A 25846-nucleotide genomic window follows, 5' to 3' on the forward strand; every position below is an offset into this window, starting at 1 on the left:
TATGGACTGGCAGAACCTGATCCGCGAACTCATCACGCTCGTGGTCGTGATCGACCCGATCGGCAGTATCCCGATCTTCCTTTACGCCACGGCGCATGTTCCGAAACACCTGCATCGCAGCTTTGCCCTGCGCGCGGTTCTGGTGGCGGGTGTCGTGTTGCTGGCGTTCCTGGTCGGTGGGCAATTCCTGCTCGAATCGCTTGGCCTGCGATTGGGGTCTTTTCAGGTGGCCGGTGGCCTGATCCTGTTCCTCTTTGCCCTGACCATGATCTTTGGAGAAAGCAAGCCGGAGCAGGAAGTGGCAAGTGCGGAGCGTGACCATCTGGCAGGTGCGGTTTTTCCGTTAGCCATGCCGTCGATCGCGTCGCCGGGCGCGATGCTGGCCATCGTCATCCTGACCGACAATCACTCCAACCCCGTTTCGGACCAGGTGATCACCGGGGCGCTTCTGGTGCTCGTCCTGCTCCTGACGCTGATCCTGCTGCTGCTTGCCTCGCGGATCGGCAGATTGATCGGCGTCACCGGTTCCAGCGTGATCAGTCGGGTGATGGGAATCGTTCTGGCGACGGTAGCGGTCGATTCGACGCTTGGCGGGCTGGAGGCGCTGGGGCTGTTGGATCTTGCGAACTCGGAAAGCCCGCTGAACTAGGTTCACACCAGGGTCACGCCGCTTTCCTTCATCGCCGCGCGGGCAGCGTCCAGGGAGCCGTCAAGGTCGATCGCTCGGCAGAGATCCTGCCGGACCGTCACGTCGAATCCCAGACCGGCTGCGTCCACCGCCGAGAAATTGACGCAGAAATCCAGCGCCAGGCCGACCATCGTCAGCTTCTGGATACCGCGCGTCCGCAGGTAGCCTTCAAGACCGGTCGGAGTCTCGTGATCGTTTTCGAAGAACGCGGAATAGCTGTCGATGGCCGCGTTGTATCCCTTGCGAATGATGAGGTCCGCGCGGTCCTGTGCCAGACCTTCGTGGAACTGCGCGCCAAGGCTGCCCTGGATGCAGTGATCCGGCCAGAGCACCTGCGGACCGTAAGGCATGTCGATCACGTCGTAAGGGGCGCGGTCGTCGTGTGCGCTGGCAAACGAGGAATGCCCGGCGGGATGCCAGTCCTGCGTCAGGATCACCGCGTCGAAGTCCGCCATCAGGTCGGTAATACCCGATACGACAAGATCGCCCTCGGGCACCTCGAGCGCGCCGCCGGGGCAGAAGTCCTTCTGGACGTCGATCACGATAAGGGCTTGCATCGGGTCACTCCGGTTCTGGCTGGGCACGAAGCCTTTTACCGCAGCCCCCCCTTGCGCAACAGCCCCCCTCGGGCCTATTTCCGCCTCCATGCACACCATCGCCGCCCTGTATCACTTTACGCGCTTCGAGGATCCCGCCGCGCTCAAGCCCGCGCTGCTGGACCTGTGCCTCGCGCATCGGGTCAAGGGCACGTTGCTGCTGGCGCAGGAAGGCGTGAACGGCACCATCGCGGGCCCGCGTGAGGGCATCGACGCGGTCATCGCCCATCTGCGCGGTCTGCCCGGCTGCGCCGGGCTGGAATGGAAAGAGGCGACATCCGAAACACCGCCCTTCCCCCGGATGAAGGTGCGGCTGAAGCGCGAAATCGTGACGATGGGCCAGCCGGATGTCGATCCGCGCGCGCGCGTGGGCCACTATGTGGAGCCGCGGGACTGGAACGATCTGATCCGGGATCCGGGGGTGGCGGTGATCGACACACGAAACGATTACGAAGTGGCGATCGGAACCTTCGAGGGCGCGATCGATCCCGAAACCGCAAGTTTCGGAGAATTCCCCGCCTGGTGGGAAGCCAACAAGCACCGCTTTCACAACAAGAAGATCGCGATGTTCTGCACCGGCGGAATCCGCTGCGAGAAATCGACCAATTACCTGCTGGGCCAAGGGGTCGAGGACGTCTTTCACCTCAAAGGCGGCATCCTGAAATATCTCGAGGACGTCCCGGAAGCCGACAGCGCCTGGCAGGGAGACTGCTTTGTCTTCGATGCGCGTGTCAGCGTCGGCCACGGCCTGAGAGAGGGGCCCCACATGCTGTGCCACGGCTGCCGTCAGCCGATCCTTCCCGAGGACAGGAACCGCCCCGAGTACGAAGAGGGCGTGAGTTGCCATCATTGCGCCCACCGTACCACCGAGGCGGACAAGGCGCGGTTCAGAGAGAGGCAGAAGCAGCTGCGGCTCGCAGCCCGGCGGCGCCTGCCCTGATCCCCCGAAGCGGGCCTAAACTCCGGAAAACTTGACCTGTTAAGCGGGCGGTAAAGCTCTGCCTCTACCCATGTTCGCGGGTGAATAGAGGTGGTGGAGATGAGTGCGCAGGCCAATGCGCGGCCGATCATCATCAAACGCAAGAAGATTGTCGGCGGCGGCGGACACCATGGAGGTGCCTGGAAAGTCGCCATAAGCATGTTCCTTCAGTCTGGGACGCTTTGCGCCCGTGGAGTCTCACCCCCCTTGGGGGACCTTTCATGGCATTCTGACCCGTGCATGCGCCCCTGCAGCAGGGGGTGCGCCATCCGACCTCGGATGCATCACCTACATGCGTTTTGCGCTGTTAACGTCTGCTGAATGCGCAGCAGCCTTGTTGCGAGACTTTGAGATGATTTTGCCGCGTCTCCCCTGCGGCCTGCATCACGCGCGACGCTCCACCGACGGGCCATCCTGGATTTCGATCGTCCGTTTTCTTCCGTCCGCCCCGTAGGTTTCCAATCCGTCGCGCACCTGCCGCAGTTCGGCCATCCGTGCCGCAACCGACCTGATCCCATCAAGGGCACCGTCCAGAAGATGCTGGTTGCGTCGAACCTTCACATCGAGATGCCTCAAACGCCCGGCGTTGCCGGGAGGTATCGCATTGATCTCTTCGATCAGGGCTTCCTTGGGGTCGAGCAAATCTGCCAGCCGTCCGAGGTTTCCTGTCAGGAGCGCCTCGCGCTCCTCGTCAAGCAGGTGATCCAATGCCTCGATCCGTTCCGTTGCGCCGGGATGGGTCATCGGTCTCTCTCCTTCAGCGCCTGGTAGAGCGATTCGGCCAGACCGAGTCCGCCCGCGCGCACCATCGCAGCGGCCTGTTCCTGCAGGAGAAAGGATGAAAACTGATCCTCGCCGGCGCCACCGCCAAAGTGATCACGCGACTTTCCGACACCCGCAGCATTCAGCATTTCAGCCAGGAACGTGGTTTCGAGCTGTTCGGCCGCCTGCCTGAGCTTCAGGTCGGCCGTGCCGGGCAAGGATTTCCGAAAAGGGGCTTGGCTGATTTCCACGTGGGCGCTCCTCAAACTAAGTTCAATTTTCGGGAGGATGCACGGCAAGCGGTAAAAAAGCGGTAAGGATGTTGCGTCATACGGTGCCGGTCGGCGAAGAAGTCCCGGAGGCCAAGTTGAACATTTTCCCAGCGCAGACCCCGACCCGGTTGTCGGATGAACCCCAAGCGCGTGCCGGGGCAAATCTGCGCGACGCTGCGCAGGTCGGCGGGACCGGTCCAGTTGCGGTCGCAGACTTCAACGAGACCTTCGAAAACCTCCTGCAAAGCCTTGCAGCCCCGCCATCGACTGACGGGGCCACAAATGCAGACGCCGAAAAGGCGGACGCGACGGAAGATGCGCCGGAGGAACCGTCCGGCCCTTCGGTCATGGAAACCGAGACGCAAGGAGATTCGCCGCAGGCTTCACGCAAAGAACCTCCCCAAGAGGCCGTACACCCGATGCCTGACCATCCCTCGCTTCCTCTCGCCGTACCGTCCGCCGAAAGGGCCCGCGTACACGCGGCCGAAGTGACCCCGGAGGCCAACGGCCTGCCTGCGGCCCATACTCATGCGGCGCAAGGGCAACCGACGCCACGAAAGGCGCAACAGATTCGACCGGAGGCGCATCAGTCGACAGCTTCGCGCGTGTCCTCCAGCCCTGCACCCCATGCTGGGGAGGGCGCTGCAACAAAGACCAGGATTGACTGGCAGGCAGAACCCCGCGCTTCGGCAGAAATCGACCCGGCGCCACCAAAAACGAGGCAACTGGCGGAGCGGGCAGTCGTTCATTCCGTTCAGGTCGCGGCCGTCGGGACCGCGATGTCATACCCGAAATCGCTGGCGGAGCGGGCGGTGACCGGACAGATGGCAGGGGCTAACCGCGCCCCAGTCTTGGCGGTCGGCTTGCCCGGCCGGCTGCCTATGACACACGACACCGAAAAACTGCCCTCAGCGATGACCTCGCGGATGTCGGAGGCCCTGATCGGCTCTTCCTCCGCCCTCCGACAGGTCGCTGGCCCTGAACATCGGTGGGCAGACGCAGCCAACCCTAAAGGGACCACCCTTGCCAATTCGCAAGTGGCCAAGGACGTGCCCGTACCGGTGGCACCAGGGCATCTGCGGTCCAAGGCGGGGGAGCCTTTTGGTGCGCCCAACGCAGGAACAGACGCCCCCTCTCCAAAACCATCGGGGATCGAATTGGCCATGCCGCGCGCCTCTGTCTCACAGGCCCGGAACGTATCTAGCCACGTTGAGACAACGCCGAAGGAAGCTTTTCCGCTCTTGGGTCGAACGCGAGCGACCACCGAGGCAGGTAGCGACAGCACGTTCATTAGAAGTCGTCCCGATCAATCCTTAGGCCCCGCGCGGGGTTTCACTGCGCCGCCGCCAAGGGAACCAATTGCAATCAGTTTTCAAAAGGCGGCGCCGGGGCAACCCGTCGCAAACCTCGGTAGCGACACCGCGAAAAGCCCCCAAGACACCAGCCCCCACCGTGGCACACCGACACAACCGAAGATCACCTTTGCGACGGCGCACCCGGTGGCGCCGCAACCGGGTCCTGCCATCGGGTCGTCTACCGTCAAAGGTGACATCCGCGAGACGGTAACGGGCCCGGTCGATATCGTTCCGGTGGAGGCTGGAAGTCCCCGGCCCGTCGACACCTTGCCCGCAGTACAGGGCCAGCCGGTCAGCGCTCCGCAGCGCGCCGACATGCCGATGCATATAGCCCGACAGGTCGCGGAAGCCTTGCAAGGCATCGGACAGCAACCGGTCGAAATTTCACTCACCCCCGAGGAGCTGGGCCGCGTGCGCCTGTCGCTGTCGGCCTCGGACTCCGGCATGATTGTCCATGTGGTCGCCGATCGAGCGGAAACGCTGGATCTCATGCGGCGGCACATCACGGAGCTTTCGGAGGAGTTCAGGCAGCTCGGCTATGCCGATGTCCGCTTCAGCTTCGCGGGAGGTGGAGAGCAGCACGGTCATCGTCCCCCACGAGCCGACGTGCTCGCGCCTGACGGGGAGCTTCCCGAAGCATCGGGCACCATTGCCGAAATCGCCCTGTCGATCACGCCAGACACGGGCGTCGACATCAGACTTTAACCGGAGAAAGCCATGATCTCACCCACCGCTTCTGCCTTCGCCCCGGGTACGCAAAGCCCTGCTCCCGGCACGCGTGGCTCGGTCCTGTCCTCGGATTTCGAAACTTTTCTGAAGATGCTGACGGCCCAGGCAAGATTCCAGGATCCTTTGGAGCCGCTGGACTCGTCCCAGTACGCCGCACAGCTGGCGCAGTTCTCTATGGTGGAACAGCAGGTTCTTTCAAACGACCTGTTGCAAGCCCTTTCCGGACAGTTGAGCGCGGGGGGGATGGCACAGATGTCGGGATGGATCGGGATGGAGGCGCTCAGCACGGCGCCGGTATATTTCGACGGCAGTCCGATCACCATCACCCCGAATCCGGCCGCCATCTCGGACGAGGTTTTCCTCGTGGTCTACGATGACACCGGAACCGAGGTGCAGCGCAGCGCCCTGCCGATATCTGCGGAACCTTTCGAGTGGGCAGGAGTCGCCGATGACGGCAGCCCGTTTGCAAACGGCCTTTACACGCTCGAAATCGAAAGCCGTGCGGACGGGGAGGTGGTGCTGACGGACCCGGTCGAGACCTACAACCGCATAACCGAAGCGCGTGTCCAGGACGGGCAGACCATCCTGATACTGGAAGGCGGCGCAGCCGTGCTGGCAAGTGCCGTAAGCGGGCTGCGCGACCCGGACGCCACCTGAACCTCAGCCATTGGCAGAGAGGGCCAATTCGCTATCGATCAGACAGGCTGAACCCGAGGTAGGCAAACGGCATGATCGCACGGCGATAGGCACCCAGCTCGAACTTCTGCAAGGGACGTTGAACCGCCTGCGGATAGATCCGACGCGGTTCCCTGTCCTGCACGAGGTCCGCGAGCAAGGCGCCCGAATAGCTGGCCATCGCCACGCCGTTTCCGTGATAGCACAGGCTCGCAAACATTCCGGGCTGATCGGGCACCTGTCCGACAAATGGCATCCTGTCCCGGGCGATGCACACCATGCCCGACCAATTGTACGGGGTCTCGACCTCGCTCCAGGCCGGGAACATGCGGTCGAAATCCGCCCGCGCCCTTTGCATCGCCCGCCGCTCGGACCCCTGATTGGCCATCAGCCCCCCGCGCACGCCGAACAGCATCCGATTGTCCGGCATCAGACGAAAGTAATGCAGCAGATGCCGCGTATCATAAGAGGCCTGCCCGCTTGTCCAACCTTGAGCCCCGAGTTCCTGCTGCGAAAGGGGGCGTGTCACGATGACACTGGATTGCGTCGGCATGTAGCGCGCCGCCAGCCACGCCGGCAGATCTTCGGACGAATAGCCATTGGTCCCGATAATCACGCGTTGCGCCTCGATCCGCCCGGACGGCGTTTCCAGCGTGAAGCCGGACCCGTGCCTGGTGACGGACGTCACGGGTGTCTCATGGTGGATCCGGGCGCCCGCGGTTTCGGCAGCAGCGGCCAGCCCCTTGATGTACTTGCGCGGATTGAGCCCGAAACCGATGGGCACGGTCAGCGCACCGTGGAAGCCAGCACTCATCCCCTCCCCCTCGAGATCCTTGGCAGGGGTCAGCCGCGCCTCCGCGCCGTAGTTATCGGCATAGTAGGCGACCCGCTCTTCCATCTCGTCGAAGTCCTTGGGCCGATGCGCGAACTGCGTCTCGCCGTCGGAATGGCGATCGACCTCTACGCCGTATTTCTCCAACAGATCCTCGACAAACCGGATGGAGGCAAGTTCCGTCTGCCGCCAGGCCCGGCGCCCGTCCTCGCCAAACCGCGTCTCGAGCGCCGCGTCGTCCAGCATCCCGCCCCCAAGGCAGCAGAACCCGCCGTTGCGGCCCGACGCCCCCCAGCCCACATACCGCGCATCCACGACAACGGTATCCACGCCGTCTTCGGCCAGTTGCAAGGCGGCTGAGATACCCGTGAAGCCGGCGCCGATGATCGCCACGTCGCAGCTTGTGTCGCCCTGCAGCGCCGGCCGATCCGGGATGTCGCAGGTCTGATCCCACCAGCAGCCGTTCCGCGGCCCGTCGGAATAGGCGAAGTCTCCGTAGATACGCTTCATGCCGGGGCACGCTCCGCCGCGCGCATGTCCGCTTCGGCCCTCACGGCGTTCCGTTTCGTCACGAGCGAGGCGGTGATCACCCCGACGGCGACGATCGAAATCATGATCGTGGAAAGGGCGTTGATCTCGGGCGAGACGCCCAGCCGTACAGCCGAGAATATCTTGATCGGCAGTGTCGTCGCTGACGGACCGGCCGTGAACGAAGCGATCACGAGGTCATCGAGCGAGAGAGTGAATGCCAGCAACCAACCGGAAATCACCGCAGGCGCAATGATCGGCAGTGTCACAAGACGAAATGCATCCCAGCCAGAACATCCCAGATCTAGTGCCGCCTCTTCGAGCGAACGGTCGAAGGTCACCAGCCGCGACGAAACGACAACCGAAACGTAGCACATGGAAAATGTCGTATGCGCCAGCACGATGGTAAGGACACCTCGATCCAGCCCGATGCCGATGAAAAGCAACAGAAGGGACAGGCCGGTTATGACCTCGGGCATGACAAGAGGTGCGTAGATCATGCCCGAAAACAGTGTCCTCCCCATGAACCGCCCACCGCGCACCAGAACGTACGCAGCCATCGTCCCCAATAGGGTCGCCAGCGTGGACGACATGACCGCGACCTTGATCGTGACCCAGGCCGCATCGAGGAAGGCCTCGTTCCGGACAAGCTCGCCATACCATCGGGTGGAGAACCCGGCCCAGACCGTCACCAGCTTGGAGGCGTTGAAACTGTAAATGATCAGGATGATCATCGGCAGGTAGAGAAACGCAAAGCCGAAGGTCAGCGACGTGACGTTGAACCATGACATCCGCTTCATTGCTCTGCCTCCGCCTGCTTCTGCTGGTTTCGCTGAAACAGCACGATCGGAATGATCAGGATCAGCAGAAGTACCACGGCCACCGCGGACGCCACGGGCCAGTCGCGATTGTTGAAGAACTCCTCCCACAGCACCTTGCCGATCATCAGCGTGCCCGATCCGCCCAGAAGCGAGGGAATGACGAACTCGCCCAGCGCGGGAATGAACACCAGGAAGGACCCGGCGATGATCCCGTTGCGAGACAACGGCACCGTCACCAGCCAGAACGCCTGAAGCCGCGAGCAGCCCAGATCCTCCGCCGCTTCGTTCAGGGATTCATCCAGCCGGTCGAGTGCCGCGTAGATCGGCAGGATCATGAAGGGCAGGTAGGTATAGACGATACCGATATAGACGGCGGTATTCGTATTGAGGATCTGCAACGGTTCGCTGATCAGCCCCAGTGACGTGAGAAATTGGTTCAGCAACCCTTCGTTGCTGAGAATGCCCATCCACGCGTAGACCCGGATCAGGAAAGACGTCCAGAACGGCAGGATCACCAGCATCATCAGCGTCGCGCGCCATTCCTCCGGTGCCTTGGCCATACCGTAGGCGATCGGATATCCGACCATCAGGGTGATCAGCGTCGACAGGAACGCGATCTGAAGAGAACTGAGGTAGGCTTTCCAGTAGAGATCATCCTCGGTCAGGAAGATGAAGTTCTCGAAATCGAAGGCCGCGAACATCTCGCCGATCCCGTCCCGCATGGTCGGGGTGTAGGGCGGGATCGCCAGTGCCAGATCCGACAACGAAATCTTGAAGACGATGATGAACGGAACGAGGAACAGCGCCAGCAGCCACGCGTAGGGGACGGCAATCAGGGCGAAGCGGCGCATATCAATGCTCCAACAGGACGCCGGCGGTGGCACTCCAGGAAACCCAAACCGGGTCTTCCCAGGTAATGTCACGACGGGCGATGCGACGGGTATTTGCCGTCTGCGCCTTGATCACCTGTCCGCCCGGCAATTGTACGTGGTACGTGCTGAGGTTACCGAGGTACGCGATGTCCAGCACCTTGCCCTCCAGCGCGTTCGGGGCGTCTTCCGGTTTTTCCTTGGTGATCCGGATCTTTTCAGGCCGGATGGCCAGGTGCGCCTGCTGACCCTCGCTGAAACCGGTCTTGCTTTCGGCCCGCAGGGGCGGCTGACCGTCGATCCAGTCGAGCGCATAGGTATTCTCGCCCATCGGTCGCGCCTTCGCGTCGATGATGTTCACATCCCCGATGAAGTCGGCCACGTAGACCGAATTCGGATACTCGTAGATGTTCGCGGGGGTGGCCACCTGAATCACGCGGCCTTCGTCCATCACGGCAACCCGGCTGGCCACGGTCATCGCTTCCTCCTGATCGTGCGTCACGATCACGAATGTGGTGCCGGTGCTCTCCTGGATATCCATCAACTCGAACTGGGTATCTTGGCGCAGCTTCTTGTCCAGCGCGCCCAGCGGTTCATCCAGCAGCAAAAGTTTCGGTGCCTTGGCAAGCGACCGCGCCAGGGCGACCCGCTGGCGCTGGCCGCCGGAAATCTGGTGGGGCTTGCGGCGGGCGAACTTCTCGAGTCGGGTGAGCTTGAGCATCTCGGTCACCCGCGAATCGATCTCTTCCTTGCTCTTTCGGTCGCGCCGCAGGCCGAAGGCGATGTTGTCCCAGACCGACAGGTGCGGAAACAGCGCGTAGGACTGGAACATCATGTTCACCGCGCGCTTGTTCGGCGGCACGTGCCCGATGTCCTTGCCCGACAGTTCGATCCGCCCTTCGCTGATGGATTCGAACCCCGCGAGCATCCGCATCATCGTGGTCTTGCCACACCCCGAGGGCCCGAGAAGGGCAAAGAACTCCCGCTCGAATATGTCCAGCGTAAGGTCGTCGATGGCAACGAACTCGCCGAAACGCTTGGTAACGTTCTGGAAACGGATCAGGGGCTGCTGGTCTGGATCATCCCAAGGGGCAAAAACGGTCTGGGTCAATTCAATTCATCCTTGCGCAACATGGGCCAAGATAAAGGGCGGGGCCCCAAGGCCCCGCCCCGAAAATCGGTCAGGTTCCCGACTTGATCTTCGTCCACATGCGGGTCACGGTCCGCTGCACCTTGGGGTCGTAGGGCGACGTGGTGTAGAGGTTCTCAAGCGTTTCCTCGTTCGGGTAGATCGCCGGATCGCCGATCACGTCCTCTTCGAGGTACTCCTGCGAAGCCTTGTTGCCGTTGGCGTAGTAGACGTAGTTGGATGCCGTCGCCATGTTCTGCGCATCCAGAATGAAGTTGATGAACTGGTGCGCGCCATCGGGGTTCGGCGCATCGACCGGGATCGCCATGTTGTCGAACCACATCAGGGCCCCTTCGGACGGCGCGTTGTATTCGATCTCGACCCCGTTGTCCGCTTCTGCCGCACGGTCCCGCGCCTGCAGGATGTCGCCGGACCAGCCAAACGCCACGCAGATGTCGCCGTTCGCCAGCGCGTTGATGTATTCGGAGCTGTGGAACTTCTGCACGTAGGGGGCCACGGCGCTCAGCACGGGCTCGGCCTTTTCGATGGTTTCCACGTCCTGTGCATCCGGATCCTCGCCGATATAGGCCAGCGCCGCCGGGATCATTTCCGCCGGGGCATCAAGGAAGTGGACGCCGCAGGTGGACAGCTTTTCCATGTTGGCCGGATCGAAGATCAGGGCAAGCGACCCGACAGGTGCATCTTCACCGAGGACTTCCTTGACCTTGTTGATGTTCACACCGATGCCGGTCGTGCCCCACATGTAGTTGACTGCATAGGCGTTCTCGGCGTCGTATTTCTTCAGCCGGTCCTCAATCACGTCCCAGAGGTTGTCCTTGTTGGGCAGCTTGGACATGTCCAGTTTCTGGAACGCGCCCGCCTGGATCTGGCGCTGCAGGAATGTGCCGGAGGGAACCACGACGTCGTAGCCCGACCCGCCGGCCAGCATCTTCGTCTCGAGCACTTCGTTGCTGTCGAAAACGTCGTAGACCAGATCGATCCCGGTTTCCTGTTCGAATTTTTCCAGCAGGCTTTCGTCGATGTAGTCCGACCAGTTGTAGACCCGGACCTCCTGCGCGGTGGCTGCGGTTGCCATGACGGCGACAGCGGCGATGCTGCCGAGAATGCGATTGTTCATTTGGTTCTCCCATATGTAACCGGGTTAACCCCGGCTTCTGGCGAATTTGATCAAGTTTTGCCTCTCCGGGCAATATCAGATATGTTTTCACGCACTGCATCCTGGTGCAAGGTGCTGACTTTGGGCAAATAAGAGGCGCTTAGAATGAAGAACGAGGTGGTAAGTCTCCGGAACATGGCCGCCACGGATGAAGCCGGCAAAACGCCTGCGCATCAGCAGGTATACGAGCAATTGCGCGTGATGATTCTCTTTGGCGATCTCGCGCCGGGACAGGCCGTGACGATCCAAGGCCTGATCGAAGCTCTGGGCGCCGGGATGACACCGGTCCGCGAAGCCCTGCGCCGCCTGATCGCCGAAGGTGCCCTGATTCACCAGGGCAACCGCCGGGTGTCCGTTCCCGATCTGACCGCTTCGGGTCTGGAAGAACTGCACTTCATGCGCCGCACTCTGGAACCGGAGCTGACCCGTCGGGCGGCACGACGCATGACTGCCGGCGTGCTCGACCGGCTTCGGTCCTGTGATTCGGATCTCAACACCGCCATAGAGTTGGGCGATATCGGCGGCTACCTGACACATAACTACCAATTCCACGCACAGATTTACGCCGCTGCCGGCGCGCCGATCATCACCGCCACGGTAGATCGTCTATGGCTGCGATTCGGCCCGTCATTGCGCGTCGTTTGCGGCCGATACGGTACGTCCAGCCTGCCGGACAAGCACTCGGACCTGATCGGCGCGCTGTCCGATGGCAACGCCGAGGCGGCCGCGGACGCCATGGCCGAGGATGTCGATCAAGGCATGCAGCAAATCCGCGCTGCCCTGTCGGAGGCCTGACCCGGAAAGCGATTCGATTGACTTCACAGAATTTGATCATATTCTGCCGGCAATCCCGAAACGTCTGTTCGAAAGGGTCAAACCATGCCGACCATCACCAATCATCTGCCCACCGCCGAATTGCAGGCGCTCGACGCTGCCCACCACATGCATCCGTTCACTACGAATGACGATCTGGGCAAGAAGGGCGCGCGCGTGATTACCCGCGCCAAGGGCGTGTACCTTACGGACAGCGACGGCAACGAGATTCTGGATGCCATGGCGGGCCTGTGGTGCGTGAACCTGGGATACGGCCGACCCGAGATGGGACAGGTCGCGGCGCGCCAGATGAACGAACTGCCCTATTACAATACCTTTTTCCAGACATCGCATGTGCCCGCGATCGCCCTCGCCGCCAAGCTGGCCGAGCTTGCGCCCGGAGACCTGAACCATGTGTTCTTTGCCGGCTCGGGGTCGGAAGCGAACGATACCAATCTGCGCATGGTGCGGACCTACTGGGCACAGAAGGGTCAGCCGGAAAAAAGTCACATCATCAGCCGCAAGAACGCCTATCACGGCTCTTCCGTGGGGTCGGGCAGCCTTGGCGGCATGACCTACATGCACGAACAGGGCGGTATGCCCATTCCCGGCATCCATCACATCGGCCAGCCCGACTGGTGGTCGGAAGGCGGAGACCACACGCCCGAGGAGTTCGGGCTCGCGCGGGCACAGGAACTGGAAGCGAAGATCCTCGAACTCGGCGCGGACAAGGTCGCGGCGTTCATCGCCGAACCGATTCAGGGTGCCGGTGGCGTGATCATCCCGCCCAGCACCTACTGGCCCGAGATCCAGCGGATCTGCAACAAGCACGACGTGCTGCTGATCGCCGACGAGGTGATCTGCGGGTTCGGCCGGACCGGCAACTGGTTCGGCTCCCAGACCATGGAGATCACCCCCGACATCATGACCATCGCCAAGGGCCTGAGCTCGGGCTATGCGCCCATCGGCGGTTCCATCGTGTCTGACAAGATCGCCGCCGTGATCGGCGCCTGCGAATTCAACCACGGCTACACCTATTCCGGGCACCCGGTCTGCGCTGCCGTCGCGCTGGAAAACCTGCGGATCATGGAAGAGGAAAATCTTCTCGACCACATCCGCAATACGGCGATCCCCGCTTTGCACGGAGCGTTGCAGAACCTTGGTGAACACCCGCTGGTCGGGGCGGTGAACGTGTCGGGCATGATGGCGTCGTTGCCCCTGACCCCGCACAAGGAGAGCCGGGCGAAATTCGCAACCGAAGGGGGCGCTGTCGGCTACATCTGCCGCGAGCATTGCTTTGCCAACAATCTGGTGATGCGTCACGTCGGGGACCGCATGATCATCTCGCCGCCGCTGGTGATCACGCCCGAGGAGATCGACGTTTTCGAAACCCGCGCCAAGCTCGCGCTCGATGCGACCTACAAGGATCTCAAGGAAAAGGACATGCTCAAGGCCGCGTCCTGAGCCTGCCTCGGCGGCGGGTGGCATGTGGCCGCGTTGGCCACATGCCATCCGCTCTCGCTATAACGCGCGCAGCCGGTCCAGCACATCCAGTGATGGATACCCGTCGGGCCGGATGCCCTGATCGGCCTGAAAGCGCCGGATCGCATCGACGGTCAGCGGGCCCATCTTCGCATCGATCTTTTCCGTATCGAAACCCGCGCTGGTCAGCCGCTTCTGCAATTCGATCCGCTCGTCGAAGGTCAGCACCCTCAGGTGCCGGGGCCAGTCATTTTCAAACGCCGGCCCCCCCTTGATCCGATCGGCCAGATGGCCCACCGCGACCACGTAGGCATCGGCGGTATTGTAGGTCTCCAGCGCCTCGAAGTTCGCAAACACGAGAAAGGCCACGCCCTCTGCCCCTCCCGGCAGCAGGACGGATGCCAGCCCATAGTCCTTGACGGCCGTTCCGCTCGGCCGGGTGACGCCCAGCGTCGCCCATTCGCTCGGCATCTTGCGCAGCGACCGCCGTGCCATCGAGAAATCGAAGTCCTCAGGAACCTTCACTTCGACACCCCAGGGCTGGCCCCGCTTCCATCCATGATGTTTCAGGTAGGCTGCCGTGGATGCCAGGGCATCGGCAGGATCGTCGCCCCAGATGTCGCGCTTGCCGTCACCATCGTGATCGACCGCATGGTCCTGGAATGAAGTCGGCATGAACTGGGTGTGACCCATCGCACCGGCCCAGGATCCGTTGAGCTCGGCCTTCGTGGTGTCCCCCTCCTGCAGGATGCGAAGCGCCGCGAGCAACTGATCCTCGAAGAACTCGGCGCGCCGCCCATCGTAGGCCAGCGTGGCCATGGAATTCAGCACCGGATCCGCACCCCTGAAGGTGCCATAGGCACTTTCGAGCCCCCAGATGGCGACAATGATCTCCTTCTCGACGCCATAGGCTTCCTCGATCCGGCTCAGCGTGCTGTTCCATTTGGCCAGCGCCGCCTTGCCGTTGGCGATCCGCACGTCTGACACCGCGGTGTCGAGATAATCCCAGATCGTCTTGGTGAATTCGGCCTGGTTGCGGTCGCGCCGGACGACCTCGGCATTATAGGTGACGTCACGCAGGGCGCGATCGTAAAGCGCGCCTTCGATACCTTCTTGCAGGGCACGGGGGCGAAAGGCAGTGACCCACGCGCGCAGACCGGCGGTGGAACCGCTGATGCCTTCCGCATCTGCCGGAGTCACGTCGGCCACTCTGCGCTCTGGCGGGCGGTGCGATATGTCCGGCGCCACCTGCGCTGACACTGCGCTGGCGAGGAACGCCATCAAGATGGAAAGGAGTATTCGTCCGAGCATCGCCTGATGTCCCCGCTGTCGCCTCGCGCGACGGTAGCCGTCTTTTGTCCCGCGAAAAAGAGCAGGATCAGGAATGGTCCGGTACGCGTGCGCGGGCTTCCGCCCTCAGCCGCGCGGTATAGTCTCGCAACATCGGAACCCGCCGGGGCCGAAAGCTCTTGCCGGTGGAGCGCAGATCATCCATGCGGTCCAGCCGGAACGCCCGGAAATCCTGTCGCAGGTGGCACCAGGCCAGCAACATGCTCGTGTCCTGCATGTAGACAAGCCCCAGTGGATCGACCTCTCGGACCGACGCGGCCCCCGCCGCGTCCACATACGAAAAGGAAACGGTTTCCTCCGCCCATGTGGCGGCGCGCAGTTCTGCGACATTGATACGTGGTGGCGCGGGGGGATCGAACCGTCGCGCGTCCAGGATCGCGTGCTGCAGCCTGTGCCCTTGGCGCGGCGGCACACGGGCGGTCAGTTTTGCCAGCGCCGTCCTTGCCGCTGCCGCGAGGGCCGGGTCGCCGATCACCGTCACGTTGCGAAGCCCCAGCACCAGCGCTTCGAGTTCGTCATCCTCGAAACCGAGCGGCGGCAGCGCCGCATCCTCGATCAGCGTATAACCGAAACCGGCCTCTCCATCGATGACCGCGCCCAGACTCCTCAGGGCATCTATGTCGCGGTAGACCGTGCGCACCGATACCTCCAGTTCGTCCGCCAGCTGCTGCGCGCGAACGGGCGCCGGCAATCGCCGCAGCGCGGTCATCATCTGGAACAGGCGGTGCGTTCGGGTCATGCCCGATCCTACGCCGTCCTGTCAGGAATAGACAGCATGCACGATCACGTCCTGCGTGGGCTATTTCGGTCGCCGCGTGCGGGAAACCTTTCGTTTGATCTTGTCCTTCTTGCGCTTCGCCTTGGTCGATTTGCGGCGCGGGCTGCGGCCCGCGGGGCTCTGACGTTGCTGCGTGACCTTCTGACCGTCGATATCGACAAGTTCCAGCGCGATGCCGCCAGTGACCGGCACGGCCTCCGCCAGTTTCACGGTAACCTTCTGCCCGATCCCGATCATGGTGCCGGTATCCGATCCCATGAGGGTCTGGGCTTCGCGGTCGTAATGGAAGTACTCGCGGCCCAGCGCACGCATCGGCAAGAGACCGTCGGCGCCCGTTTCGTCCAGTTTCACGAAGGCCCCGAAGCGGGCCACACCGCTGATCCGTCCGGTGAACTCACTCCCCACTCGCTCCGACAGGTAGGAGGCAAGGTAGCGGTCCGTCGTGTCCCTTTCCGCCGTCATCGACCGGCGTTCGGTGTCCGAGATATGGGCCCCGGTCTGGTCCAGCGTCTCCATGTCGTCGGGGGTCAGCCCGTCCTTCCCCCATCCATGGGCCGTGATGAGTGCCCGATGCACGATCAGGTCGGCATAGCGCCGGATCGGAGAGGTGAAATGCGCATAGGACCGAAGGGCAAGGCCGAAGTGACCGATGTGTTCCGGGCCATAGTAGGCCTGTGTCATCGATCGCAACGTGCTGAGGTTGATCAGCTCAGCATCGTCGGTCCCGGCCGCATCGTTCAGCAGCCGGTTGAGATGCGCGGTCTGCAGAACCTGCCCCTTGGCCAGCGTATATCCCGCCGCCTCCGCCGTCTCTCGCAGCGCATCGAGCTTTTCCTGCGAGGGTTCCTCGTGGATGCGGTAAAGCAGGGGCGTCTTCTTGGCCGCCAATGTCTCGGCGGCGGCGACATTCGCCAGCACCATGTACTCCTCGATCAGCCGGTGGGCATCCAGCCGGTCCTTGAAGTTGACGGATTTCACCGTCCCGTCTTCGGACAGCTCGATGCGCCGTTCGGGCAGGTCGAGGTCAAGGGGTTGTCGCTCGGCGCGCGCGGCCTTCAGCGCAGCATAGGCGGCATACAGCGGTTTCAGCACCGGCTCCAACAGCGGTCCGGTCCGATCGTTGGGATTGCCGTCGATGGCATCCTGCACCTCTTCGTAATGCAGCGAGGCAGGCGAACGCATCAGCCCCCGGTGAAACGAGTGGCCCAGTTTGTTGCCGCGTGAATCCAGCACCATTCGGACAGCGATGCAGGCGCGCGGCACACCTTGGTGCAAGGAACAAAGGTCGCCGGAAAGACGGTCCGGCAGCATGGGCACCACGCGGTCGGGAAAATAGGTGGAGTTGCCCCGCTTGCGCGCCTCGCGGTCCAGCGCGGAGCCGGGCGTGACGTAATGCGCCACGTCGGCGATGGCGACCCAGATCACGTGACCGCCTTCGTTCGCGGGATCCTCATCGGCATGGGCATAGCAGGCGTCGTCGTGGTCGCGCGCGTCGGATGGGTCGATCGTGATCAGCGGCAGATCGCGGAGATCTTCGCGCCCCTTGAGGCCAGCGGGCTTTTTCGAATCCGCTTCCGCGATGGCGTCGTCCGGGAAATGGTCGGGGATCCCGTGCTGGTGAATCGCGATCAGGGAAACCGCCTTGGGGGCGGAAGGATCGCCCAGCCGCTCCACGATCCGGGCCTTGGGCAGCCCCAGACGGCCCTTGGGCCCCGCCTGCTCCGCTTCGACCAGTTCGCCGTCCTTTGCACCGTGCGTCGCGCCCTCCGCCACGATCCACTCGCGGTCCGCCCCCTTGTCGATGGGCACGATCCGCCCGCCTTCGCTGCCCTTGCGGAAGATGCCCATCACACGTTTCGGGTTGGTCCCGATACGCCGGATCAGGCGCGCTTCGTAATTGTGGGTGTCTTCCTTCACCACGCTCAATCGCGCGAGAATGCGGTCTCCTTCGCCCAAAGCCGGATCGGAGGCACGCGGGATCACCAGCACGATCGGCTCGACCCCTTCTCCCTGCCATTCCATTGGCTTCGCGAAAAGGTCGCCATCCTTGTCCGCGTGGCTGACCACGAGAACGGACACCGGTGGCAAACGGTCGGGGTCCTGGTAGCTGCGTTTGCGCTTTTCCAGGTGCCCTTCCGCTTCCAGCTCCTTGAGCTGTCGTTTCAGGTCGATGCGCGCCGCCCCCTTGATCCCGAACGCCTTCGCGATGTCACGCTTTGCGGTCAGGGTGGGGTTTCGTTCGATCCAGTCGAGGATCTCGGCTTTGGTGGGAATGTTGCTCATTCTCCTGAGCTAGCACGCGCCCCACCCGGCGTCATGTTCAAATCGTCCGCGGTATCCACGTCACCCAAGGTGTCGCAAAAGGCAATCCGGTGGTCCGGAAGGGTCGCAAGGCTGTCGGAAAGGGTGTGCGAGGTCGACCAGCGCACGCCCCGAAAGAAACCGGCGGGCTGACGCGCGGGATGCTTCAGGCCGATCAGCCAGAAACCACCGTCCGTTGCAGGCCCGAACACCGCGTCATGATCGCCCAACTTCGCAAAGGCTTGCGCGATGTGCGTCGGCATGACGCCGGGGATATCGGCGCCGATCAGGCAGGCTGGGGCGCCCTCGGCGCGGGCCAGCATCCGCGCCATCCGCAGCCCCAGATCGCCGCCGCCCTGCGGCAACCGCGGCAGGTCGGCGGGCCAGACACGGCTGCCCAGCCCCTCCCTGTCGGGTGAAACCGCCACCACGACCTGCCAGCGCGAGTCCCTGAGACGCCGCAGAAGGCGGCGGGTCTGGTGACGGAACCACCACGCCGCCGCCACCATCCCGATGTCACGGCCAAGCCTCGTCTTGACCCTGCCGGGACGCGGCTCCTTGACCATGACGATGAGCGTGGGTTTCAAAGCTCTCTCACCATGTCGCGGTGGGGTATGCCCGCATCATCGTAGACGGGCCCGACAGGAATGAAGCCGAGTGCCCTGTAGAAACCGATCGCATGGGTCTGCGCACCCAGCCGCGCCCGTGAGGCCCGCCCCTCCGCCTCGGCAAGGGCTGCGCGGATAAGGGCAGCACCAAGCCCGGTGCCCCGGTGGGACTTCAGCACGCAGACCCGCCCGATCTTTGCAACGTCGCCGGCAAAGAGGACACGGGCGGTGCCGACCGGCACATCACCATCACGCGCCAGCAGGTGCAGGCAATCCTTGTCCAGGCCGTCGATTTCCTCCGCCTCGGTCACGCCCTGTTCATCGATAAAGACGGCCCTGCGAAGATCGAGGCAGGTTTCGATGTCATCGGTGCAGGCAACCGTCACCGTCATGCGAAGTAGTCTTTCAGGATGCGCGCGTAGATCGCCTTGAGCTGGTGGATCTGCTCCACGGCCACGTGCTCGTCGACCTGGTGCATGGACTGGCCGACGAGACCAAACTCCACCACGGGGCAGTGCGCCTTGATGAACCGGGCGTCGGAAGTGCCGCCAGTCGTCGACAGTTCCGGCTTGACGCCGGTTTCCGCCGCGACCGCATCTGACACGAGGGCAGACAATTCACCGGGTGGCGTGATGAAGCTTTCGCCGGACACCTTGATCGTCATCTTGATGTCCACACCGTAGGCATCGCGCACCCGGGACGCCTCCTCTTCCAGCCACTCCGTCAGGCTGGCGCCGGTATGGCTATCGTTGAAGCGGATGTTCACCGTCGCAGAGCAGTTCCGCGGGATCACGTTGGTGGCGGGGTTGCCTGTGTCCACCGTCACGACGGCCAGCGTCGAAGGGTCGAAATGGTCGGTGCCCGCGTCCAACGTATGGCTGGCCAGCCGGTCCATCAGCCGCATCATCGCCGGAAGCGGATTGTTGGCGCGGTGCGGATAGGCGGAATGGCCCTGCGTGCCGATCACCTCGAACCATGCCGTCATCGACCCCCGCCTGCCAATCTTGATCATGTCGCCCATGCGGTCCGGGCAGGTCGGTTCGCCCACCAGGCAGACGTCCATCCGCTCCCCATTCTCGGCCATGAAATCGAGTATCGCGGCGGTGCCATCCACGCTGTCGCCTTCTTCGTCCCCGGTGATGGTCAGCACGACCGACCCGTCGGGCGGTGTTTCCTTCACGAAGTCGATCGCGGCCGAGACGAAGGCCGCCACGCCGGACTTCATGTCGGTGGTGCCCCGCCCGTACATGATGCCGTCCCGGATCTCGGCGCCGAAGGGGGGCATTGTCCAGTGATCGGGGTTGCCGATCGGCACCACGTCCGTATGGCCATTGAACCCGAACGACCTGCCGTTTCCCCTGGACCCCCAGCGGGCAAAGAGGTTGCGGATACCGCCCCGATCCGCCCATGCACAGTCGAAACCTGCATCGGACAGCATCTCGTGAATGATCTCCAGCGCGCCATCGTTCTTTGGCGTCACGGAAGCACAGCGCACCAGCCGTGCGGTCAGCTGGACGGGGTCTGTCGCGGCCATTCCGGTCTCCTTCGGGGGGGTTTCATCCTGAACCAGCCCCTTTTGTGACCAAAAAGGCGCGGTGCCAAGGGGGGCGCATCACGAAATGCTTAACAGCCTCGCGCGAATGGTGTTAAAGTTGTGGCAACAATATGACCCGAGGCAGGGCATCAGCAGCAGTCGCAGGACCGGACACCTGAAAACAGGGCCAGACCTGCATCCGTTTTCCGAACCGCACGTGCTTTTTGCGTGCAGTGCTGACCAGTGCCGCCTCGACCCAAGGGCAGAGGCAGTGGCGTGGTAGCAGCATCAGAACTTCCCATCGAAACGGTCCGCGAGGGCACAAGCGCCACGGATATGGCGCAGACCATCTTCGGCGACGGGGTCACCGTGGTCGGGGCGACCTACTACGGCGACATCGACAGCGCGGGCACCTACAGCGGCGGCGATAACGTAGCACCCGGTGTGACCCCGGGCGACAGCGGGGTGATCCTCTCCACTGGGAACGCGCAGGACTTCACCAACTCCTGGGGCCAATCGAACCAGCAAACCGATACATCCACCAATACATCGGGAACGGATAACTACAGACCCTACAACAACGTTGCGGGCGCCCGAACCTACGACGCGGCGACACTGGACGTGGATTTCATTCCGGACAGCAGCATCATGACGATGCAGTTCGTGTTCTCGTCCGAGGAATACCCAGAATTCGAAAACTCGATCTACCAGGACTTCGTCGGCGTCTGGGTCAACGGTTCGCTGGTCCCGATGGACGTGGGCAACGGTGACGTGGACCCCGGCAACGTGAACACGGCCAACAACATCAACATGTACGTGAACAACCAGGCCGACCAGTTCAATACGGAGATGGACGGTTTCACCATCACGCTGACGCTCACGATGTACGTCAATCCCGGCATCGTGAACTCGCTGCGCATCGCCATCGCGGACGTCTCCGACAGCAACTACGATTCCAACCTCCTCATCGCCGCGGACTCTGTCCAGACCGACCTGATCGCGATGTCCGACAACGTCGACCTGTTCCCGGATGGCGAACGCGAAATCGACGTCCTCGGCAACGACATCAACGAGGGTGGAGGCACGCTGACCATCACCCACATCAACGGTGTCGCGGTCAGCGCGGGCGATACGATCACGTTGCCAACCGGCCAGACCGTGCGTCTGAACGCTAACGGCACCTTCACCGTGACCGGTGACGGCGATGTGGAGAATTTCAATTTCACCTACACGATCGACAACGGCACCAACACGGATGTCGGCTTTGTCAACGCGACCGGCGTGCCCTGTTTCGTCGCAGGCACCCTGATCGCCACACCCGACGGAGAACGGCCCGCCGAAACGCTTCAACCCGGCGATCTGGTCCTGACAAAAGACGACGGCCCGCAGCCGCTGCGCTGGCGCGGCACCCGCACCGTAGCGGCCCAGGGGGATTTCGCGCCGATCCACATTCGCGCGAACACCTTTGGACAACATCGCGACCTGCTGGTCTCTCCGCTGCACCGCATCCTGATCCGCGACAATCTCGCGGAGCTGCTCTTCGGCGAGGCGGAGGTTCTGGTCGCCGCGCGCGATCTGGTCAACGACCGTTCGGTGGTCCGACGCACCGGCAAGGAGGTGACTTATGTTCACCTGCTGTTCGACCGCCACCAGGTGCTTTTCTCGGAAGGTCTGGAAACGGAAAGCTTCCTGCCGGGGCCGCAAACACGGCGCAGCTTCGAGAAGGACATCGTCGACGAGATCTGCGCCATTTTTCCGGAGATCGACCCGGAAACCGGCGCCGGCTACTCCCCCGCCGCGCGGCGAACCCTCAAGCGGTTCGAAGCGGACCTGCTGCGCGTGACAAAGGCGGCATGACATGACCTGGCTCGCCCTCTGCGATCACGACGACCGCCGCCTGTCCATTCGGGGGCTGGGCAGCGACAAGCAGGATGAACCCTGCATCCCGGACGATCCCCGCAGCCTGCTGGTACGGGGATCGATCATGTTCGAAACCAGGCTGTCCGCAGACGGGCGGCCGCAACTCCTGTTCGGCTACAACACCACCTATCCATGGCAGCGCAGCCTGACCTTTCAGGCGATCCCGGGCGGGGGCGTCGCGATGGTGCAGGTCCAAGGCAGATCGATCACCCACGCCGCGATCCAGCGCAAGGACGCGGGTCGGACCGATGTGGTGCGCATCACATATTCATGGGACAGCCGCGCCAGATGGGGCCGCATGACGCTGGAACAGCCCGAAGACACGACCCTGACAAGCGTCTACATCGACAACCCCCGTCCCCTGACCCTCGATGATGCTCGCAACCTGATGCTGGGTACCGGCGGCGGCACCTTTGCACCCGACATGATCTTTGCCGCGTTGTCGGACAGGATTGAACCGATCGGCCCGATGCCGAGCCTGCTGCCCGGCACGCCGCTGGCCACGCCATGGGGATACAAGCCTGCCGACACGCTTCAACGCGGAGATACGGTTCTGACCCGCGGCGCAGGCGTCGTGCCGGTGCTGCACAACGTGCATCGCACGGTGCCCGCGCGTGGCAGTTATCGCCCGGTCCGCCTGCGCGCGCCGTACTTCGGCTTGCAGCAGGACATCGTGGTCTCTCCCGATCAGCGTCTGATCATCGACGGACCGGAAGTGGAGTACCTCTTCGGGCAGGAAGCGGTTCTGGTGCCAGCGCGTCATCTGGTCAACGGGTTCGCCGCGCTGGAGGAGCCATGCGGCCCCACGATCAGCTACAGCCAGCTTCTGCTGCCGAGCCACGAGCCGCTGCTGGCCGGGGGAACCGCGCTGGAAAGCCTCTACATCGGGCGGATCCGGCGAAACGGCCAGAACCTGCACGCCAGCCTGTTGCAAAGTCTGGATCGCAGCAGTCTCCCGGAACACGGAAAACCCGCGTACCATGTTCTGAAATGGCATGACGCCATTCACCTGGCCCGGCAACGCGCGGCCTGACCGGACCGATTCTCAGTCGAAGAAGGGGGTCATCTGGGCGACGATGACTGAATTTTCTTCCAGCGCGCGGGCCATCAGCGCCCGCTCGTCCGCGTCGATTTCGTGCCCCTCGGCCTCGCGTTCCGCCAACGTGCCATATCCGGTCACGTCCAGCGGGTTCGTGTCCGCCTGTTTGAGGATGGCCACGGTCTCGCGCACGGCTTCGGCCTCGTCGATGCCCGAGGCAAAGCACATCAGTGCCGCGCCGGTTGCCTTTTCAGGCAATCCATCCCCCTGCTTCCGGCCGATTTCGACCAAAAGCGTATAGACCTGCTGCTTGCTCTGAGCGTTCTTTGCCATGCGCGCAATTGGCGGCGCGGAAGGGGCAATGTCAAGCGGCGGCTCTCAGGCGGTGAGTTCCACCACCAGTGCCGTTGCGTAGATCCCCATGATCAGTACGCTTTCAATCCCGATCCGCGCCGGACCGGCCCGTTGCCGCAGGATCAGACCCCCAAGCAGGACGGCCGTCATCATCAACCCGGTTGCCAGCCAGTAGAGGTCATGCAGTTCGACCGCATGGAAGATCGACCCGTCGCGGTACGCGATGTCCGACGCCACGAGAAACAGCGTATCGAAGGTGTTGCCGCCGATGATCCCGCCGACCGCCAGCTGCAACGCACCGCGACGCACGGCGACCAGCGTGGTGACGAGTTCGGGCAGCGAGGTGACGACGGCCGTGATCAGCGATCCGACAAGGCTGGAGGACAGCGCGAACCGCGTGATGAATGTGCCACCGACCTGGCTGATGACCCACCCGCCGCAGCCCATCAGCACCACCAGAACGGCAAACTTTGTCGCAGGGCCGCGGGCGGAGCGGCCGGCCTCCTTGTCATCTTCCGGTTCGTCTTCGCGGGTTTCCGGTGTCTTGACCGGGCGCCACATCGGTTCCTCGCTGATGTTCGACGCCAGTCGCGTGCCGGCGAGGTAGGCCAGAAACATCAGAACCGAAACGGGATGAATCCCCAGATAGGCGATATCCGGGCCTGCCATGGCACCGATCGGCAAGCTCAGCAGCACGATCAGCATGACCGCCTGGAACAGGTTGGCCGGTTCGGCCGCGGCGTGTTCGAGGTTCGCCCGCTTGTGGAGCAGGTCAGCGACCGCGAGAAAGAGCGTCTGGGCCGCGATGCCCCCGACGGCGTTGGAAAAGGCGAAGCTGGCATCGCCGGAGAGCGCGGCGTTTACCGAAACGACGATGCCGGCCAGCGACGTCGCGCCGCCAAGGATCAGGCCGCCTGTCAGGGCCTCCCCCATCTGGGTCCGGTCCGCGATAACGTCGGCAAGCTGTGTTGCCTTGATTGACGCGAGCACGACGACCACGATCGCCGCCGCGAAAACAAGCAGCAGCAGATGGAGAGGCAGGTCAGAAATCATGCGATGTGTCGCCTGACGGGCCTGGTCCGCCTTGGCCCGTCAGAAAGCGATGCCGGATCAGGCGCGGCCGCGGATCGCGCGGATGATCGCGATCAGCAGGCAGGCACCGACGAACCCGACGAAAAGCTGTCCGATCCATCCACCAAGGGTGGAATCGAAAATGAACAGCAGGATGGCATTGAACAGCATCGCACCGACGATGCCCATGAAGATGTTCAGCAGAAGGCCGTGGTCGCCCTTCATGAATTTCTCCGCCAGCCAGCCGGCAATGCCGCCAACGATGATGGATGCGATCCAACCCAAGCCTGTCATGTGGTTACTCCCCTGAACAAATTCTGGGGAACAACCGACAGTCGGGACAATGGTTCCATCTTCAGGTGCGCAGCAGGTCGTTGATCGAGGTTTTTGCGCGTGTGCGCTCATCCACCCGCTTGACGATGACCGCGCAGTAGAGATTGACGTTGTTCTTGGACGGCATGGTACCAGCCACCACGACAGAGCCCGACGGCACTTCGCCGTACATGATCTCGCCGGTTTCGCGGTCCACGATCTTGGTCGACTGGCCGATGAAGACACCCATCCCCAGCACCGAGCCCTCGCGCACGATGCAGCCTTCGACCACCTCGGAGCGCGCCCCGATGAAGCAGTTGTCCTCGATGATGGTGGGGCCTGCCTGCATCGGCTCGAGCACGCCGCCGATCCCGACGCCGCCCGACAGGTGAACGTTCTTGCCGATCTGGGCACAGGATCCGACAGTCGCCCATGTATCGACCATGGTGCCACTGTCCACGTAGGCGCCGATGTTGACAAATGACGGCATCAGGACCACGCCGGGTGCGATGTAGGCCGAGCGCCGCACGACACAATTCGGTACGGCCCGGAAACCGGCGGTCTTCCAGTCGTCCGGCCCCCAGCCCTTGAACTTGCTGTCGACCTTGTCCCACCAGCCGGCACCCTGTGGTCCGCCTTCCTGATGCTCCATGTCCTTGATCCGGAAGCCCAGAAGCACCGCCTTCTTGGCCCACTGGTTCACGTGCCAGCTGCCGTCATCCTGCTTTTCCGCGACCCGCAGCTTGCCGGAGTCGAGCGCGTTCAGTGTCTCTTCGATCGCGTCGCGTACTCCGCCAGTGGTGGCGGAGCTGATCTGGTCACGGGTGTCCCAGGCGTTTTCGATGGCGGTTTCAAGCTGGGCGTTGGACATG

The 25846-nt window shown here is 63.0% G+C and carries 26 protein-coding genes and 1 pseudogene; 9 read left to right on the top strand and 18 right to left on the bottom strand.

What is annotated here, in order from left to right; translation table 11 throughout:
• The first annotated feature begins 1 nt into the window (after position 1).
• Positions 2-649, top strand: a complete 648-nt coding sequence (locus BOO69_RS17440) for a MarC family protein (protein WP_071973323.1) — start codon at positions 2-4, stop codon at positions 647-649.
• 2 nt (positions 650-651) lie between these two features.
• Here BOO69_RS17440 and pncA read toward each other — a convergent pair whose 3' ends face one another.
• Positions 652-1245, bottom strand: a complete 594-nt coding sequence (gene pncA, locus BOO69_RS17445; RefSeq protein ID WP_083545573.1) for a bifunctional nicotinamidase/pyrazinamidase — start codon at positions 1243-1245, stop codon at positions 652-654.
• Between the two features lie 88 nt (positions 1246-1333).
• Between pncA and trhO the strand changes: the two genes are divergently transcribed.
• Together trhO and BOO69_RS23450 are read left to right on the top strand one after the other, a co-directional pair.
• Positions 1334-2224: an oxygen-dependent tRNA uridine(34) hydroxylase TrhO gene (trhO, locus tag BOO69_RS17450; RefSeq protein WP_071973325.1), complete on the top strand. Its 891-nt coding sequence runs from the start codon at positions 1334-1336 to the stop codon at positions 2222-2224.
• 99 nt (positions 2225-2323) lie between these two features.
• Positions 2324-2431: pseudogene (locus BOO69_RS23450) on the top strand (chemotaxis protein MotB); the annotation flags it as partial.
• Positions 2432-2647: 216 nt separating this feature from the next.
• On the opposite strand, the gene BOO69_RS17460 reads toward BOO69_RS23450, so the two are convergent.
• Positions 2648-3007, bottom strand: a complete 360-nt coding sequence (locus BOO69_RS17460; RefSeq protein WP_071973327.1) for a hypothetical protein — start codon at positions 3005-3007, stop codon at positions 2648-2650.
• The gene (locus tag BOO69_RS23455) at positions 3004-3270 is read right to left on the bottom strand and encodes a rod-binding protein (protein ID WP_418361310.1); all 267 of its coding nucleotides are present in this window, start codon (positions 3268-3270) and stop codon (positions 3004-3006) included. Before BOO69_RS23455 ends, BOO69_RS17460 begins: the two co-directional genes overlap by 4 nt.
• Positions 3271-3344: 74 nt before the next feature.
• Between BOO69_RS23455 and BOO69_RS22875 the strand changes: the two genes are divergently transcribed.
• Both BOO69_RS22875 and BOO69_RS17480 read left to right on the top strand, forming a co-directional pair.
• Positions 3345-5357: a flagellar hook-length control protein FliK gene (locus tag BOO69_RS22875; protein ID WP_083545574.1), complete on the top strand. Its 2013-nt coding sequence runs from the start codon at positions 3345-3347 to the stop codon at positions 5355-5357.
• Between the two features lie 12 nt (positions 5358-5369).
• A complete protein-coding gene (locus BOO69_RS17480; protein ID WP_071973330.1) occupies positions 5370-6038 on the top strand; it encodes a flagellar hook capping FlgD N-terminal domain-containing protein in 669 nt (222 codons plus the stop codon).
• Positions 6039-6069: 31 nt separating this feature from the next.
• Here the strand turns inward: BOO69_RS17480 and BOO69_RS17485 are convergent, their stop codons facing one another.
• The 5 genes from BOO69_RS17485 to BOO69_RS17505 form a co-directional block, all read right to left on the bottom strand.
• Entirely contained in the window at positions 6070-7398 is a 1329-nt protein-coding gene (locus BOO69_RS17485) for an NAD(P)/FAD-dependent oxidoreductase (RefSeq protein ID WP_071973331.1), read from the bottom strand.
• Positions 7395-8216, bottom strand: a complete 822-nt coding sequence (locus tag BOO69_RS17490; RefSeq protein ID WP_071973332.1) for an ABC transporter permease — start codon at positions 8214-8216, stop codon at positions 7395-7397. Before BOO69_RS17490 ends, BOO69_RS17485 begins: the two co-directional genes overlap by 4 nt.
• The gene (locus BOO69_RS17495; RefSeq protein WP_071973333.1) at positions 8213-9088 is read right to left on the bottom strand and encodes an ABC transporter permease subunit; all 876 of its coding nucleotides are present in this window, start codon (positions 9086-9088) and stop codon (positions 8213-8215) included. Before BOO69_RS17495 ends, BOO69_RS17490 begins: the two co-directional genes overlap by 4 nt.
• A 1-nt stretch (position 9089) precedes the next feature.
• On the bottom strand, positions 9090-10217 hold the full coding sequence (locus BOO69_RS17500; protein ID WP_071973334.1) for an ABC transporter ATP-binding protein: 1128 nt from the start codon (positions 10215-10217) through the stop codon (positions 9090-9092).
• Between the two features lie 70 nt (positions 10218-10287).
• Positions 10288-11373, bottom strand: a complete 1086-nt coding sequence (locus BOO69_RS17505; RefSeq protein WP_071973335.1) for a polyamine ABC transporter substrate-binding protein — start codon at positions 11371-11373, stop codon at positions 10288-10290.
• Positions 11374-11517: 144 nt separating this feature from the next.
• On the opposite strand from BOO69_RS17505, the gene BOO69_RS17510 reads away from it, so the two are divergent.
• A complete protein-coding gene (locus tag BOO69_RS17510; protein ID WP_071973336.1) occupies positions 11518-12207 on the top strand; it encodes a GntR family transcriptional regulator in 690 nt (229 codons plus the stop codon).
• A gap of 84 nt (positions 12208-12291) precedes the next feature.
• A complete protein-coding gene (locus BOO69_RS17515) occupies positions 12292-13689 on the top strand; it encodes an aspartate aminotransferase family protein (RefSeq protein ID WP_071973337.1) in 1398 nt (465 codons plus the stop codon).
• Between the two features lie 57 nt (positions 13690-13746).
• On the opposite strand, the gene BOO69_RS17520 is transcribed toward BOO69_RS17515, so the two are convergent.
• The 6 genes from BOO69_RS17520 to dapE all read right to left on the bottom strand — a co-directional run bounded on the left by BOO69_RS17520 (position 13747) and on the right by dapE (position 20278).
• Positions 13747-14916, bottom strand: a complete 1170-nt coding sequence (locus tag BOO69_RS17520) for a lytic murein transglycosylase (protein ID WP_237267514.1) — start codon at positions 14914-14916, stop codon at positions 13747-13749.
• Positions 14917-15085: 169 nt separating this feature from the next.
• The gene (locus tag BOO69_RS17525; protein ID WP_071973339.1) at positions 15086-15796 is read right to left on the bottom strand and encodes a helix-turn-helix transcriptional regulator; all 711 of its coding nucleotides are present in this window, start codon (positions 15794-15796) and stop codon (positions 15086-15088) included.
• Between the two features lie 60 nt (positions 15797-15856).
• Complete coding sequence (gene rnr / locus BOO69_RS17530; RefSeq protein ID WP_071973340.1) at positions 15857-18118, bottom strand: ribonuclease R; 2262 nt, start codon at positions 18116-18118, stop codon at positions 15857-15859.
• A complete protein-coding gene (locus BOO69_RS17535; RefSeq protein ID WP_156874962.1) occupies positions 18115-18723 on the bottom strand; it encodes a TIGR04282 family arsenosugar biosynthesis glycosyltransferase in 609 nt (202 codons plus the stop codon). The genes rnr and BOO69_RS17535 overlap by 4 nt, the downstream gene beginning before the upstream one ends.
• The gene (locus BOO69_RS17540) at positions 18720-19136 is read right to left on the bottom strand and encodes a GNAT family N-acetyltransferase (RefSeq protein WP_071973341.1); all 417 of its coding nucleotides are present in this window, start codon (positions 19134-19136) and stop codon (positions 18720-18722) included. The genes BOO69_RS17535 and BOO69_RS17540 overlap by 4 nt, the downstream gene beginning before the upstream one ends.
• On the bottom strand, positions 19133-20278 hold the full coding sequence (gene dapE / locus BOO69_RS17545; protein ID WP_071973342.1) for a succinyl-diaminopimelate desuccinylase: 1146 nt from the start codon (positions 20276-20278) through the stop codon (positions 19133-19135). The genes BOO69_RS17540 and dapE overlap by 4 nt, the downstream gene beginning before the upstream one ends.
• A 336-nt stretch (positions 20279-20614) precedes the next feature.
• On the opposite strand from dapE, the gene BOO69_RS17550 reads away from it, so the two are divergent.
• Together BOO69_RS17550 and BOO69_RS17555 are read left to right on the top strand one after the other, a co-directional pair.
• A complete protein-coding gene (locus BOO69_RS17550; RefSeq protein ID WP_083545576.1) occupies positions 20615-22135 on the top strand; it encodes a Hint domain-containing protein in 1521 nt (506 codons plus the stop codon).
• 1 nt (position 22136) lies between these two features.
• A complete protein-coding gene (locus BOO69_RS17555; protein WP_071973344.1) occupies positions 22137-23231 on the top strand; it encodes a Hint domain-containing protein in 1095 nt (364 codons plus the stop codon).
• Positions 23232-23243: 12 nt separating this feature from the next.
• On the opposite strand, the gene BOO69_RS17560 is transcribed toward BOO69_RS17555, so the two are convergent.
• The 4 genes from BOO69_RS17560 to dapD form a co-directional block, all read right to left on the bottom strand.
• Positions 23244-23570, bottom strand: coding sequence for a hypothetical protein (locus BOO69_RS17560; protein ID WP_071973345.1), 327 nt, complete (start codon positions 23568-23570; stop codon positions 23244-23246).
• Between the two features lie 45 nt (positions 23571-23615).
• Positions 23616-24644 carry a sodium:calcium antiporter gene (locus BOO69_RS17565; protein ID WP_071973346.1) on the bottom strand — a complete coding sequence of 343 codons (1029 nt, stop codon included), beginning with the start codon at positions 24642-24644 and terminating at the stop codon, positions 23616-23618.
• A 57-nt stretch (positions 24645-24701) separates the two neighbouring features.
• Positions 24702-24956, bottom strand: a complete 255-nt coding sequence (locus BOO69_RS17570) for a GlsB/YeaQ/YmgE family stress response membrane protein (protein WP_071973347.1) — start codon at positions 24954-24956, stop codon at positions 24702-24704.
• 61 nt (positions 24957-25017) lie between these two features.
• Positions 25018-25845, bottom strand: coding sequence for a 2,3,4,5-tetrahydropyridine-2,6-dicarboxylate N-succinyltransferase (dapD, locus tag BOO69_RS17575; protein ID WP_071973348.1), 828 nt, complete (start codon positions 25843-25845; stop codon positions 25018-25020).
• Position 25846 lies beyond the last annotated feature (1 nt).

The organism is Sulfitobacter alexandrii (assembly GCF_001886735.1).
In the GTDB taxonomy this organism is placed as follows: Bacteria; Pseudomonadota; Alphaproteobacteria; order Rhodobacterales; family Rhodobacteraceae; genus Sulfitobacter; species Sulfitobacter alexandrii.

Bases quoted from the DNA above. Each gene is read 5' to 3' on its own strand.
- BOO69_RS17490 (WP_071973332.1), bottom strand. From the start codon at position 8,216: ATGAAGCGGATGTCATGGTTCAACGTCACGTCGCTGACCTTCGGCTTT.
- BOO69_RS17440 (WP_071973323.1), top strand. From the start codon at position 2: ATGGACTGGCAGAACCTGATCCGCGAACTCATCACGCTCGTGGTCGTG.
- BOO69_RS17485 (WP_071973331.1), bottom strand. From the start codon at position 7,398: ATGAAGCGTATCTACGGAGACTTCGCCTATTCCGACGGGCCGCGGAAC.
- BOO69_RS17460 (WP_071973327.1), bottom strand. From the start codon at position 3,007: ATGACCCATCCCGGCGCAACGGAACGGATCGAGGCATTGGATCACCTG.
- BOO69_RS17480 (WP_071973330.1), top strand. From the start codon at position 5,370: ATGATCTCACCCACCGCTTCTGCCTTCGCCCCGGGTACGCAAAGCCCT.
- BOO69_RS17495 (WP_071973333.1), bottom strand. From the start codon at position 9,088: ATGCGCCGCTTCGCCCTGATTGCCGTCCCCTACGCGTGGCTGCTGGCG.
- BOO69_RS17555 (WP_071973344.1), top strand. From the start codon at position 22,137: ATGACCTGGCTCGCCCTCTGCGATCACGACGACCGCCGCCTGTCCATT.
- dapD (WP_071973348.1), bottom strand. From the start codon at position 25,845: ATGTCCAACGCCCAGCTTGAAACCGCCATCGAAAACGCCTGGGACACC.
- BOO69_RS22875 (WP_083545574.1), top strand. From the start codon at position 3,345: ATGTTGCGTCATACGGTGCCGGTCGGCGAAGAAGTCCCGGAGGCCAAG.
- BOO69_RS17525 (WP_071973339.1), bottom strand. From the start codon at position 15,796: ATGACCCGAACGCACCGCCTGTTCCAGATGATGACCGCGCTGCGGCGA.
- BOO69_RS17505 (WP_071973335.1), bottom strand. From the start codon at position 11,373: ATGAACAATCGCATTCTCGGCAGCATCGCCGCTGTCGCCGTCATGGCA.
- BOO69_RS17560 (WP_071973345.1), bottom strand. From the start codon at position 23,570: ATGGCAAAGAACGCTCAGAGCAAGCAGCAGGTCTATACGCTTTTGGTC.
- BOO69_RS17510 (WP_071973336.1), top strand. From the start codon at position 11,518: ATGAAGAACGAGGTGGTAAGTCTCCGGAACATGGCCGCCACGGATGAA.
- BOO69_RS17570 (WP_071973347.1), bottom strand. From the start codon at position 24,956: ATGACAGGCTTGGGTTGGATCGCATCCATCATCGTTGGCGGCATTGCC.
- BOO69_RS17515 (WP_071973337.1), top strand. From the start codon at position 12,292: ATGCCGACCATCACCAATCATCTGCCCACCGCCGAATTGCAGGCGCTC.
- BOO69_RS17565 (WP_071973346.1), bottom strand. From the start codon at position 24,644: ATGATTTCTGACCTGCCTCTCCATCTGCTGCTGCTTGTTTTCGCGGCG.
- trhO (WP_071973325.1), top strand. From the start codon at position 1,334: ATGCACACCATCGCCGCCCTGTATCACTTTACGCGCTTCGAGGATCCC.
- BOO69_RS17540 (WP_071973341.1), bottom strand. From the start codon at position 19,136: ATGACGGTGACGGTTGCCTGCACCGATGACATCGAAACCTGCCTCGAT.
- pncA (WP_083545573.1), bottom strand. From the start codon at position 1,245: ATGCAAGCCCTTATCGTGATCGACGTCCAGAAGGACTTCTGCCCCGGC.
- dapE (WP_071973342.1), bottom strand. From the start codon at position 20,278: ATGGCCGCGACAGACCCCGTCCAGCTGACCGCACGGCTGGTGCGCTGT.
- BOO69_RS17550 (WP_083545576.1), top strand. From the start codon at position 20,615: ATGGCGCAGACCATCTTCGGCGACGGGGTCACCGTGGTCGGGGCGACC.
- rnr (WP_071973340.1), bottom strand. From the start codon at position 18,118: ATGAGCAACATTCCCACCAAAGCCGAGATCCTCGACTGGATCGAACGA.